General features: G+C 72.2%; 14 protein-coding genes. 10 read left to right on the plus strand and 4 right to left on the minus strand.

Annotation, left to right across the window (positions count from 1 at the left end; translation table 11 throughout):
* Positions 1-161: 161 nt before the first annotated feature.
* Positions 162-1,970, minus strand: coding sequence for an AMP-dependent synthetase/ligase (locus AB0I91_RS25945; RefSeq protein ID WP_499639262.1), 1,809 nt, complete (start codon positions 1,968-1,970; stop codon positions 162-164).
* A gap of 111 nt (positions 1,971-2,081) precedes the next feature.
* Between AB0I91_RS25945 and AB0I91_RS25950 the strand changes: the two genes are divergently transcribed.
* The 7 genes from AB0I91_RS25950 (at position 2,082) to AB0I91_RS25980 (ending at position 7,284) form a co-directional block, all read left to right on the plus strand.
* Positions 2,082-2,462, plus strand: a complete 381-nt coding sequence (locus AB0I91_RS25950; protein ID WP_498773663.1) for a polyketide cyclase / dehydrase and lipid transport — start codon at positions 2,082-2,084, stop codon at positions 2,460-2,462.
* An 11-nt stretch (positions 2,463-2,473) separates the two neighbouring features.
* Positions 2,474-3,262 (plus strand): metallophosphoesterase family protein, encoded by a 789-nt coding sequence (locus AB0I91_RS25955; protein WP_498773665.1) that lies wholly within the window; start codon positions 2,474-2,476, stop codon positions 3,260-3,262.
* A 27-nt stretch (positions 3,263-3,289) separates the two neighbouring features.
* Complete coding sequence (locus AB0I91_RS25960) at positions 3,290-3,739, plus strand: SRPBCC family protein (protein WP_498773667.1); 450 nt, start codon at positions 3,290-3,292, stop codon at positions 3,737-3,739.
* Positions 3,736-4,944 carry an ArsA family ATPase gene (locus AB0I91_RS25965; protein ID WP_499639264.1) on the plus strand — a complete coding sequence of 403 codons (1,209 nt, stop codon included), beginning with the start codon at positions 3,736-3,738 and terminating at the stop codon, positions 4,942-4,944. Before AB0I91_RS25960 ends, AB0I91_RS25965 begins: the two co-directional genes overlap by 4 nt.
* Before the next feature lie 5 nt (positions 4,945-4,949).
* Complete coding sequence (locus AB0I91_RS25970) at positions 4,950-5,285, plus strand: hypothetical protein (RefSeq protein WP_498773671.1); 336 nt, start codon at positions 4,950-4,952, stop codon at positions 5,283-5,285.
* Positions 5,279-6,250 (plus strand): ROK family protein, encoded by a 972-nt coding sequence (locus AB0I91_RS25975; protein WP_498773673.1) that lies wholly within the window; start codon positions 5,279-5,281, stop codon positions 6,248-6,250. Before AB0I91_RS25970 ends, AB0I91_RS25975 begins: the two co-directional genes overlap by 7 nt.
* Before the next feature lie 101 nt (positions 6,251-6,351).
* A complete protein-coding gene (locus AB0I91_RS25980; RefSeq protein WP_499639266.1) occupies positions 6,352-7,284 on the plus strand; it encodes an anti-sigma factor RsbA family regulatory protein in 933 nt (310 codons plus the stop codon).
* A gap of 43 nt (positions 7,285-7,327) precedes the next feature.
* On the opposite strand, the gene AB0I91_RS25985 is transcribed toward AB0I91_RS25980, so the two are convergent.
* Positions 7,328-7,810 (minus strand): hypothetical protein, encoded by a 483-nt coding sequence (locus AB0I91_RS25985; protein ID WP_498773677.1) that lies wholly within the window; start codon positions 7,808-7,810, stop codon positions 7,328-7,330.
* A 201-nt stretch (positions 7,811-8,011) separates the two neighbouring features.
* On the opposite strand from AB0I91_RS25985, the gene AB0I91_RS25990 reads away from it, so the two are divergent.
* The 3 genes from AB0I91_RS25990 to AB0I91_RS26000 all read left to right on the plus strand — a co-directional run bounded on the left by AB0I91_RS25990 (position 8,012) and on the right by AB0I91_RS26000 (position 10,384).
* A complete protein-coding gene (locus AB0I91_RS25990) occupies positions 8,012-8,743 on the plus strand; it encodes a lysophospholipid acyltransferase family protein (RefSeq protein ID WP_498773679.1) in 732 nt (243 codons plus the stop codon).
* 22 nt (positions 8,744-8,765) lie between these two features.
* Positions 8,766-9,278, plus strand: a complete 513-nt coding sequence (locus AB0I91_RS25995; protein WP_498773681.1) for a polyadenylate-specific 3'-exoribonuclease AS — start codon at positions 8,766-8,768, stop codon at positions 9,276-9,278.
* An 80-nt stretch (positions 9,279-9,358) separates the two neighbouring features.
* Positions 9,359-10,384 carry a 6-phosphofructokinase gene (locus tag AB0I91_RS26000; protein WP_498773683.1) on the plus strand — a complete coding sequence of 342 codons (1,026 nt, stop codon included), beginning with the start codon at positions 9,359-9,361 and terminating at the stop codon, positions 10,382-10,384.
* A 66-nt stretch (positions 10,385-10,450) separates the two neighbouring features.
* On the opposite strand, the gene AB0I91_RS26005 is transcribed toward AB0I91_RS26000, so the two are convergent.
* Positions 10,451-10,807: a cupin domain-containing protein gene (locus tag AB0I91_RS26005; RefSeq protein ID WP_498773685.1), complete on the minus strand. Its 357-nt coding sequence runs from the start codon at positions 10,805-10,807 to the stop codon at positions 10,451-10,453.
* A 22-nt stretch (positions 10,808-10,829) separates the two neighbouring features.
* A complete protein-coding gene (locus tag AB0I91_RS26010) occupies positions 10,830-11,078 on the minus strand; it encodes a DUF4242 domain-containing protein (protein WP_498773687.1) in 249 nt (82 codons plus the stop codon).
* Between the last annotated feature and the right edge of the window lie 2 nt (positions 11,079-11,080).

Below are 11,080 nucleotides of genomic sequence, written 5' to 3' on the forward strand. Positions count from 1 at the left end.
CCCGCCCACTCGTCTGTGTTGGATGGCCGCGACCACCCCGCGAGGTCGCGTCGGTCGTTCGCGACTCATTTTCCGGCGATCACGCTTTTCGATCGCCGGAAAATCAGGCGCGAGCGGCCGACTTCCAGGCGTCCTCGCCGCCGTCTGCGGAGCAGCGGCAATCAGGCACTGTAGATGGCTTCGATGTCCTGCTTGTAGGTCGAGGCGACCACCGAGCGGCGGAGCTTCAGGCTCGGGGTCATCTCGCCGCCGGCCTCGGTGAAGTCCACCGGCAGGATGCGGAACTTCTTGATCGCCTCCGCCTTGGACACCGCCTGGTTGGCCTCGTCCACCGCGGCCTGGATCTCGCCGCGCAGCGTCTCGTCGTCGATCAGGTCGGCCACGGTCGCCGACCCCGGCTTGCCGTTCTGCTCCTTCCACGCCGGGAAGAACTCCGGGTCGATCGTGATCAGCGCGCCGATGAACGGCTGCGCGTCACCGACCACCATGCACTGGCTGATCAACGGGTGGGCGCGCAGGCGGTCCTCCAGCACGGCGGGCGAGACGTTCTTGCCGCCGGCGGTGACGATGATCTCCTTCTTGCGCCCGGTGATCTTCAGGAAGCCGTCGTCGTCCAGCTCGCCGATGTCACCGGTGTGGAACCAGCCGTCCTCCAGCGCCTCCGCCGTCGCCTCCGGGTTGTTCCAGTAGCCGCGGAACACGACGCCGCCCTTGATCAGGACCTCGCCGTCCTCGCCGATGCGGATCGACGTGCCGCTGACCGGCCGGCCCACCGTGCCGACCCGGAACGCCGACGCGGTGTTCAGGTTCGACGCGGCGCTGGTCTCGGTCAGGCCGTAACCCTCGAACACCGGCACGCCGATGCCGCGGAAGAAGTGCGCCAGCCGCTCGCCCAGCGGCGCGCCGCCCGACACCGCGTTGGTGCACCGGCCGCCGAGCGCCGCGAGGAGCTTGCTGTAGACGAGCTTCGCGAACAACGCGTGCTTGATCTTGAGCCCGAGGCCGGGGCCGCTCTTGTCGAGCGCCTCGCTGTAGGCCACCGCGGTCGCCTCGGCGGCGTCGAAGATCTTGCCCTTGCCCGCCGCGTGCGCCTTCTGCTTCGCGCCGTTGTAGACCTTCTCGAACACGCGCGGCACGGCCACCACGAACGTGGGCCGGAACGACTGGAGGTCCTGCACCAGGGCCTTCACGTCCGACGTGTGGCCCATGGTCACCCGCGTGTACACGCCGCACAGGGCCAGCGCGCGGGCCAGGATGTGCGCCAGCGGCAGGAACACCAGCAGCGAGTTGCCGGCCTGCATGAGCTGCGGGAACGCGGTGATCCCGGCCCGCACCTCGGCCAGCAGGTTGCGGTGGGTCAGCTCGCAGCCCTTGGGGCGGCCGGTGGTGCCCGAGGTGTAGACGATGGTCGCGGTGTCGTCCGCGCCGACCACCTTGCGCCGGGCCCGCGCGTCGTCGTCGGACACCGAGGCGCCCAGCGCGGTCAGCTCGTCGATCGCGCCCGCCGCGTCGCCGGACGGCCCGTCGACCTGCCACACGTGCCGCACCTCGGGCAGGCCGGCCACCACCGAGTCCACTGTGGCGCGGTGCTCGGAGGTCTCCACGAACACGGCCTTGGCCGAGGAGTCGGACAGGATCCACTCGACCTGCTCGGCCGAGGAGGTCTCGTAGATCGGGACCACGACACCGCCCGCGTGCCAGATGGCGAAGTCGAGGAGGGTCCACTCGTAGCGGGTCTTGGACATCAGGCCCACCCGCTCGCCTGGCTGCAAGCCCGCCGCGACCAACCCCTTGGCGACCGCGAGGACCTGGGCGGCGAAGTCGCGGGCGGTGACGTCCACCCACGTGCCGTCCACGCGGCGGCGGAAGCTGACGGCGTTGCCGAAGCGCTCCGCGTTCGCCCACACCATGTCGGTGAGGTTCTCCTCGGCAGCCACAGTGGCGGTGGCGGGGACGCTGAACTCGCGCACGTCGACCTCCGGACGTTGTTTGTTACCGGTGGGGAAACTTAGCCTGTGATTCCGGCGATACACCAGGCCGGCGGGTCGTTCCGTGACCGTGTCGTGGCACTCTTCCCACCCGTGCCCAGTGTCGACGTCGTTGACGAGACGTTCCTCGCAGTGCCTCCGCCGGTGGTCGCCGCCGCTTTCGCGCCGCCCGCCGCGTGGGCGGAGTTCTGGCCGGACCTGACGCTGGACGTGTACGCCGATCGGGGCACTCAGGGGTTGCGCTGGACGGTCGCGGGCGCGTTGGTCGGAACGATGGAGGTGTGGCTGGAGCCGGTCCTGGACGGCACCCTGCTGCACTACTTCCTGCGTGCCGACTTGCCGGGCGAGGCGTCCGACCAGCGGATACGCCGCGAGGTGCGGCGCCGCCAGTTGGCCGCCAAAGAGGTGTCACTCGGCCTCAAAATGATCTTGGAAGCCGGTCGGCCGCCTGGTGAGCCGCCCGTGCTGCCGTAGATTCGGGTCTTGTGCGGGTTCACGTCGTCTCGGATGTCCACGGCAACGCGGAGGCGCTCGCGCGCGCCGGCGAGGGGGCCGACGCGCTGGTCGTCCTCGGCGACCTGGTCGACTTCGTCGACTACTACGACCACGGCAAGGGCATCCTGGGTCGGGTGTTCGGCGCGGAGAAGGTCGAGGTGTTCGCCCGGCTGCGGCGCGGCCGGTTCGGCGCGGAGACGGTCCGCTACATGCGGTCGCTGTGGGAGAGCCTGGACAACGCGGCGGACGTCGTCCAAGAGGCGGTCATGGAGCAGTACGCCGCGCTGTTCGCGGTGATGAGCGCGCCTACCTACGCCACGCCGGGCAACGTCGACAGCCCCGAGCTGTGGCCGCTGTTCGCCCACGACGGCGTGCACGTGCTGGACGGGCAGGTGGCCGAGATCGGCGGGCTGCGGTTCGGCTTCGCGGGCGGCGCGCTGCTGCACCCCGGTTTCGTGCCGAGCAGGCGCGGTCCGTGGCGGCCCTACCTGCGCACCGAGGAGGAGTTCGGCGCGTGCCTCGCCGGGCTGGGCGAGGTCGACGTGCTGTGCACGCACGTGCCGCCCGCCGTGGCCGAGCTGACCTACGACGTGGTGGCCCGCCGGCCCGAGCTCGGCTCGACGTCGTTGCTGAAGGTGATCGAGCGCGACCGGCCGCGGTGGTCGGTGTTCGGGCACGTGCACCAGCCCCTGTCCCGCCGGGTCCGGGTCGGCTGGACCGAGTGCGTCAACGTCGGCCACTTCCAGCGCACCGGCACGCCCCACGTCCTGCGTTGGTGAGCCGAACCACCGGGTAGCCTCCCCGACATGGCCGACGAGTCCACCCAGTCCATCGTCATCGACGCGACGCCCGAGGAGATCGCGGCGGTCATCGCCGACTTCGACGCCTACCCGGAGTGGGCCAACGGGGTGAAGCGCGCCGAGGTGCTGGAGACCGGGGCGGACGGTCGCGCGGCGCAGGTCAAGTTCAACATCGACCAGGGCCCGATCAAGGACGAGTACGTGCTCGCCTACGACGAGTGGTCGCCGAGCCGCATCTCGTGGCACCTGGTCAAGGGTCAGATGCAGAAGTCGCAGGAGGGCAGCTACGCGCTGGCGCCCAAGGGCGGCTCGACCGAGGTCACCTACACCCTGTCGGTGCAGCTGGTCGTGCCCATGATCGGCCTGTTCCGGCGCAAGGCCGAGAAGATGATCATGGACACCGCGCTCAAGGAGCTCAAGCGCCGGGTGGAAAACCGGGTGGACGAGGCGGGATGAGCGCCCGCCTGCTGCTCTTCACCGGCAAGGGCGGGGTCGGCAAGACGACCTTGGCCGCCGCCACCGCCACCGCGCTCGCCGCCGGTGGCCGCAAGGCGCTGGTCGTGTCCACCGATCCGGCCCACTCGCTGGGCGACGCGTTCGGCGTGCCGCTGTCCGGGGACGTCGCCGAGGTCGACGGCGGCCGGTCCTTCGCGTCGCTGCACGCGGCCCAGCTCGACCCGCGCGCGTTGGTCGACGACGCGTGGCGCGACCTGCGCGGACACCTGCGGACCGTGCTCGCGGGCGCGGGCGTGGACGAGCTGGACGCCGAGGAGCTGACCGTCCTGCCCGGCGTCGAGGAGCTGCTCGCGCTCTCGGAGGTGCGGCGGCTGGCCGCGACCGGGCCGTGGGACGTGGTGGTCGTCGACTGCGGTCCGACCGCCGAGACGCTGCGCCTGCTGGCGCTGCCCGAGGCGTTCGCCTCCTACCTGGAACGGCTGTTCCCGACCCACCGCCGGGTGGTGCGCGGGCTGCTGGCCGGTGTCGCGGGCAGCGACGCGGTGGAGAAGTGGGACGCCACCGCCGACGCGCTCGGCAGGCTGGCGGAGAACCTGGAGCAGCTGCGCGGCCTGCTGACCTCGCCGACGACCAGCGTCCGGCTGGTGCTGACCCCCGAACGGGTGGTCGCGGCGGAGACCAGGCGCACCGTGACGGCGCTCGCGCTGCAGGGCATCCGGGTCGACGGCGTGGTGGCCAACCGGGTCGTGCCGGACCCCGGCGCCGAGGGCGGTCCGGCCGCCGAGTGGCTGCGCACCCGTCGCGCCGAGCAGGACGCCGTGCTCGCCGGGCTGGCCGACCTCGGGTCGGTGCGCACGGTGGAGCACCGGGCGGCCGAACCGGTCGGCACGGCCGCGTTGCTGGACGTCGCCGAGGGCCTCTACCAGGGGCGCGACCCGCTGGACGGCGCCCACGACGACCGGCAGTTGCTCACCGTGGAGCGGACCGGCGAGCTGGAGTACACGTTGCGCGTCGCGCTGCCGGTCGGCGACTCGTCGCTCGACCTGGCGCGGGTGGGCGACGACCTGGCCGTGACGGTGGACGGCAGGCGGCGGCTGGTCGCGCTGCCGTCGCTGCTCAAGCGCTGCCTGGTGACCGGCGCGGAGCTGGACGAGGCCGGGTTGGCGGTGCGGTTCGCACCCGACCCCGATCTGTGGATGCGGTGAGGCACGTGGACTCGAAGCTCGCCGAAGAGCTGCGCCTGCTGCTCGACGCCGCTGCCGAGCGGGCGCAGCCGTGGCTGCACCGGGTGGCCGCCGCCGAGGGCGAGCACGACACGAGAACGTGCGGCTGGTGCCCGTTGTGCAACGCGGTGGCGCTGGCCCGCGGCGACCGGTCCGAGCTGGCCGCCAAGGCGGCCGAGCACGTGGCCGGGCTGATCGCGGTGCTGCGGGCGGCGTTGGCCGAGCCGTCCCCGCCGGTGTCGGAGGACGAGCCGGTGCGGCCGGAGAAGCCGCGGGTCCAGCACATCCCCGTGGTGCGGCGTGACCGGGGGGCGCAGTGCTGACTGTCGGCGTCGACGTCGGCGGGACGAGCGTGCGCGCGGGGGTGGTCGACGGCGACGGCGCGGTGCTCGACACGGCGCGCGCGGCCACGCCGAGCGGCGAGGAGGCGTTGGAGGAGGCGATCGGGCAGGCCGTCGCCGAGCTGGCGGCCCGGCACCGGATCTCCGGCGTCGGCCTGGCCGTGGCCGGGTTCGTGGCCTCGGACCGGCGGACCGTGCGGTTCGCGCCGCACCTCGCGTGGCGGCAGGCGCCGGTGGCGGACCGGATCTCGCGGCGGATCGGCATGCCGGTGGTGCTGGAGCACGACGCGAACGCCGCGGCGCTGGCCGAGCACCGGTTCGGGGCGGCGCGCGGGGCGAAGATCGCCGCGCTGGTCGCGATCGGCACCGGGATCGGCGGCGCGCTGCTGATCGACGGGCAGGTGTTCCGCGGCGCGCACGGCGTGGCCCCCGAACTGGGTCACCTGCGGCTGGTGCCGGACGGCCGGCCCTGCCCGTGCGGCAAGCACGGCTGCTGGGAGCGGTACTGCAGCGGCACGGCGTTGAGCACGACGGCGGTCGAGCTGCTGGCCCGCTACCCCGGCCAGTCGACCGTGCTGGCGCGGGAGGCGTTGGGCGACTCGCGGGCCGTCACCGGGCGTCGGGTGGCGGGCGCGGCGCGTGACGGCGACCCGTTGGCGCAACGGGCGATGGCGGACCTGGCCCGGTGGCTGGGCGAGGGGTTGGCGCTGGTCGCGGACGTGTACGACCCCGAGGTCGTGGTGATCGGCGGCGGTGTGTCGGAGTCCGCGCCGCTGTTCCTGGACGACGCGCGCGAGCGGTACGCGGCCGTGGTGACCGGCGCCGGGCACCGGCCGCTGGCCCGCATCCGGACCGCGCAGCTCGGTGACGACGCCGGGATCGTCGGCGTGGCCACGCTGGCGCGTGACGTGGCGGCGAGCACGGCCCGCAACGGCAGGCACCGCTGAGCCCCGCGTTCCGCGTAGCATCGCGGAATGCGGACCGCCGTCATCAGGGGACCGCGCGACCACCACGTCCGCGAGTCCTCCGTCGACTTCGTGGTGCGCCGATGAGGTCCGGCGCGGCGAGCGGGCACGTCGGCTACTTCCACGAGACCGCGTTCTACGGCAGCGACGAGGACTACCGGTCGGTCGTCGTGCCGTTCGTGGACGAGGGCGTGGGTGCGTGCGAGCCGGTGCTGGTGGCGTGCCGCCCGGCCAACGAGCGGTTGATCCGGGACGCGGTGGCCGACCCGTCCGGCGTCGTGTTCCTGCCCGGCGGCGACCAGTACGACCGGCCGACCGAGGCGATCATGGGCTACCGGAAGCTGTTCGCCGAGTACGCGGGCGCGGCGCAGATCCGGGTGGTGGGCGACGTGCCGCACCCCGGAGTCGGCGCGGCGTGGGACTGGTGGTCGCGCTACGAGGCGGCGGTGAACGAGGTCTTCGCGGAGTACCCGCTGTGGGGCCTGTGCCCGTACGACCTGCGGACCACCCCGGCGCGCGTGCTGGCGGACGTGGTGCGCACCCACCCGCACGTGGCCGGCACGGACGGCTCGCACCTGCCGAACCCTCGGTACCGGTCGTCGTGGACGTTGCCGCCGACCGGGCCGACGGCGTTCGAGGCGGGGCGGCCGCTGGTCGAGCTGACCGACCCGACGCCCGCGGAGGCCAGGCGTGCGGTGACCACGGCGTGCGTCGGCACCCGGCTGAGCCACGACGAGGTGGACGACATCGTGTACGCGGCGAGCGAGGCCGTGACCAACGCGCAGGCGCACGGCAGGCCGCCCGTGCGGCTGCGGGCGTGGGCGGGGCCGACGCACGTGCTGGTGGCCGTGACGGACCGGGGCGACGGGCCCGCGTCACCGCTGGCCGGCCTCGTGCCGACCGACCGGACCGCGACGGCGGGCGTTGGCCTGTGGCTGACGCACCGGACGTGCCGCGACGTGAGCATGAGCCGCGACGCCGAGGGCTTCACCATCCGCATCCTCAGCGGCACCTGACCCTCGCGCGCGTCCTACCTCCACGTCGGACACGCGCGGGGGTTCAGAGGACGGCGCCGTCGTCCCAGCCCGAGTCCGGGGGTTGGGTGTTGCGCATGCGCAGGATCAGCCAGCCGGCGCCCGAGCACATCACGATCAGCGCCAGCGGGGTGCCGATCACGCCGGTCAGGCCGAACAGGCCCGGGAAGAGCAGGACGACCACGCCCAGCGCGATCAGCAGCAGCGCCGCGATCGTGCCCGGCCGCAACGCGGGCAGCGGAGGCGGCTCCGGCGGCACGTAGTGGTCGTTCGGGTCGTCCGAGTCGGGGTCCGGGTACGCGTCGGGGTCGTCGTCCGCCGTGGCCACGGCGGGCTGGCCCTCGGGCCGCACCGACCGCGCCGGCTCGGCCTCGTCGTCCTCGTCCGGCTCGGCCTCGTCGGAGTAGGCCTGTCGGCCCACGCCCTCGCGTTCGAGACCCGCCACGATCTCGGCGAAGGTCGCGTCGACGTCCTCCGGGCCGTCGGTCGAGTCGCGTCGGGAGTTCATCGGCGTGCTCCAGCCCTCCGGGTCGTGAAGGCCAATCCTCTGCCAGGGTCCATCGTCCCACGAGCCCGTTGTGTCGCGGATTACGGCAGCCGGTGGCACTTGGGACCGTACCGCCTCCGCGCGGGTGTTCGTTGTGTGTTTCGGCGCCGGCTCCGTAGGCTGGCGCCGGGGATCAAGCACGTCGAGGAGGCGCTGGCAGCGGTGCTCTACTGGTTGATGAAACACATCTTTCTCGGGCCGCTCCTGAAGCTGTTCTTCCGACCCCGGATCATCGAGGGCGCGGAGAACATCCCCAAGGACGGCGGCGCCATCCTGGCGAGCAACCACCTCGCGGTCTCCGACTCGTTCTTCCTCCCGCTGAAGCTGTCACGCCGGGTCACGTTCCCGGCCAAGATCGAGTACTTCACCGGCAAGGGGCTCAAGGGCCGGTTCCAGCGCTGGTTCTTCTACGGCGTCGGTCAGGTGCCGATCGACCGCTCCAGCGCGTCGGCCGCCCAGGGCGCGCTCGACACCGGCGTGCGGATCGTGCGCGAGGGCAAGCTGCTCGGCATCTACCCCGAGGGCACGCGGTCGCCCGACGGCCGGCTGTACAAGGGCAAGGTCGGCGTGGCGTGGATCGCGCTGGAGTCCGGCGCGCCGGTCATCCCGGTCGCGATGTTCGGCACCGACAAGGCCAACCCCATCGGCTCGCGCATGTGGCGGCCGTACCCGATCCGGATCAAGATCGGCAAGCCGCTGGACTTCTCCCGCTACGAGGGACTGTCCGGCGACCGGTTCGTGCTGCGGTCCATCACCGACGAGATCATGTACGCCCTGATGGAGCTGTCCGGCCAGGAGTACGTCGACGTGTACGCGGCCAAGGCCAAGGAGGGGCAGGGCGACGAGAAGCCCGCGAAAGCGGTCGATCGGCTGCCCGAGGCGAAGGCGGGCTGATCGGCACCCCTAGGCTGGCGGGGTGCGGTTCTTCTACGACTGTGAGTTCATCGAGGACGGGGTCACCATCGACCTCGTCTCCATCGGAGTGGTCGACGAGGAAGGCCGCGAGTTCTACGCCGTGTCGACCGAGTTCGACCCGGCCAAGGCCGGACCGTGGGTGCGCGCCAACGTGCTCAACCAGCTGCCGTCGCCCGCCGACCGGGCGTGGCGCAGCCGGGAGCGGATCCGGGCGGACCTCCTCGACTTCCTCGGCGGGCCCAAGGCCAACCGGGACGACATCGAGCTGTGGGCGTGGTTCGCCGCCTACGACCACGTGGCGCTGGCGCAGCTCTGGGGCCCGATGCCGGCCTTGCCGCGCTGCCTGCCCCGGTTCACCCGCGACCTGCGCCAACGCTGGGAGGACGTGGGCAAACCCCACCTCCCGCCGGCGCCCGCGGACGCGCACGATGCCCTGGCCGACGCGCGGCACAACCTCGCGCGCTGGAAGGTGATCGAGTCCGAACGGCTGCGGAAGGGTTTCTCGGTCCGGTAGGTGGACCCTCGCTTGCTGCACCGATCCAGCACGTGTCAGGCTTGGGTGACCAACGCCACGAGAAGAGATTGGCTAAGCAAATGCGCATTGGTGTGCTCACCGGCGGTGGCGACTGCCCCGGCCTCAACGCGGTCATCCGCGGCGTGGTCCGCAAGGGCATCGAGGCCCACGGCTGGGACGTCCTGGGGTTCCGCAACGGGTGGCAGGGCCCCGTGGAGAACCTGACCAAGCCGATCGGGCTCGATGACGTCGAGGACATCCTCACCAGGGGCGGCACCATCCTCGGCTCGTCGCGCACCAACCCGTACAAGATCGACGGCGGGGTCGACCGCATCCGCGAGACCCTCGCGGCGAACAAGGTCGACGCGCTGATCGCCATCGGCGGCGAGGACACCCTCGGCGTCGCGAAGCGGCTCACCGACGACGGCATCGGCGTCGTGGGCGTGCCGAAGACCATCGACAACGACCTGGGCGCGACCGACTACACGTTCGGCTTCGACACCGCCGTGCACATCGCCACCGAGGCGATCGACCGGCTGCGCACGACGGCCGAGTCGCACCACCGGGCGCTCGTGGTCGAGGTCATGGGCCGCCACGCGGGCTGGATCGCGCTGCACTCGGGCCTGGCCGGCGGCGCGAACGTGATCCTGGTGCCGGAGAAGCAGTTCAGCGTCGACAAGGTGGTCGAGTGGGTGGAGCGGCGCTTCGAGCGCCAGTTCGCCCCGATCATCGTGGTCGCCGAGGGCGCGATGCCCGAGGGCGGCGCCGAGGTGCTGCACTCCGGTGAGAAGGACGCGTTCGGCCACGTCCGGCTGGGCGGCGTCGGCACCTGGCTGGCCGAGGAGATCGCCGAGCGGACCGGCAAGGAGTCCCGCGCGGTCGTGCTGGGCCACGTCCAGCGCGGCGGCATCCCCACCGCCTACGACCGCGTGCTCGCCACCCGGTTCGGCCTGCACGCGGTGGACGCGGTCGCCGAGGGCGACTTCGGCGTCATGGTCGCGCTGCGCGGCACGGAGATCGTCCGGGTGAAGCTGGCGGAGGCGACGGCGGAGCTGAAGACCGTTCCGGTGCACCGCTACGCCGAGGCCGAGGTCTTCTTCGGCTGAGCCGATCGACGACGACGAGCGCCCTCGGACTCCGCGTCCGAGGGCGCTCTCGGTTTCCCGCGCCCCTCACTTCTTCGCGTAGTCGCGCAGACCCGTGAAGTCGACCATCACGCACGGCTCGTCGCCGACGACCCACGCGTCGTGGCCGGGCTCGACCATGACCGCGTCGCCCGGCCCGGCCTCGCCTTCGGCGCCGTCGTCCATGACGACGTGGATCCGACCGGACAGGACGTACCCGGTGTGGGCGGCCTGGCACGAGGCGGTGCCCGCGATGGGGCTCACGTCCCGCGACCACTTCCAACCCGGCTCGAACTCGGCTCTGCCGACCGTCGTGTCACCGACGGTGACCAGGTCGACGTGACCGTGCGGGAACTCCCGCACCTCTTCCGGCTCCGTGAAGCTCTTCGACGCCAACACAGACATCTTCGTCACCTCTCGTCGTTTCTCAGCCCTGGACAACGGGGTAGATCTCGTCCGCCACCAAGCCGTGCGCCTCGCGGTGGACCCGGTGCGCCGTCTCCGCGTCCGGCGCGTCGACCAGGCAGAAGACCTTCCCGTCCTGCTCGTCGACCCAGTAGTTGAGGTACCGGACGCCGTACTGGTCCTGGGTGCGGAGGTCGGCGGCGTGCGCCTCGGCCACGTCCTGGGGACCGGCGCCTTCGGGCAGGTGGTTGTGCACGTCCATGAACAACATGG

Origin of the sequence: Actinosynnema sp. NPDC049800, from assembly GCF_040656635.1 — a bacterium.
Taxonomy (GTDB): domain Bacteria; phylum Actinomycetota; class Actinomycetes; order Mycobacteriales; family Pseudonocardiaceae; genus Actinosynnema.

What these genes read in the sequence shown, in the direction of transcription:
- AB0I91_RS25960 (WP_498773667.1), top strand. Translation starts at nt 3,290, where the DNA reads ATGGCCGACGAGTCCACCCAGTCCATCGTCATCGACGCGACGCCCGAG.
- AB0I91_RS25965 (WP_499639264.1), top strand. Translation starts at nt 3,736, where the DNA reads ATGAGCGCCCGCCTGCTGCTCTTCACCGGCAAGGGCGGGGTCGGCAAG.
- AB0I91_RS25980 (WP_499639266.1), top strand. Translation starts at nt 6,352, where the DNA reads ATGAGGTCCGGCGCGGCGAGCGGGCACGTCGGCTACTTCCACGAGACC.
- AB0I91_RS25985 (WP_498773677.1), bottom strand. Translation starts at nt 7,810, where the DNA reads ATGAACTCCCGACGCGACTCGACCGACGGCCCGGAGGACGTCGACGCG.
- AB0I91_RS26000 (WP_498773683.1), top strand. Translation starts at nt 9,359, where the DNA reads ATGCGCATTGGTGTGCTCACCGGCGGTGGCGACTGCCCCGGCCTCAAC.
- AB0I91_RS26005 (WP_498773685.1), bottom strand. Translation starts at nt 10,807, where the DNA reads ATGTCTGTGTTGGCGTCGAAGAGCTTCACGGAGCCGGAAGAGGTGCGG.
- AB0I91_RS26010 (WP_498773687.1), bottom strand. Translation starts at nt 11,078, where the DNA reads ATGTTGTTCATGGACGTGCACAACCACCTGCCCGAAGGCGCCGGTCCC.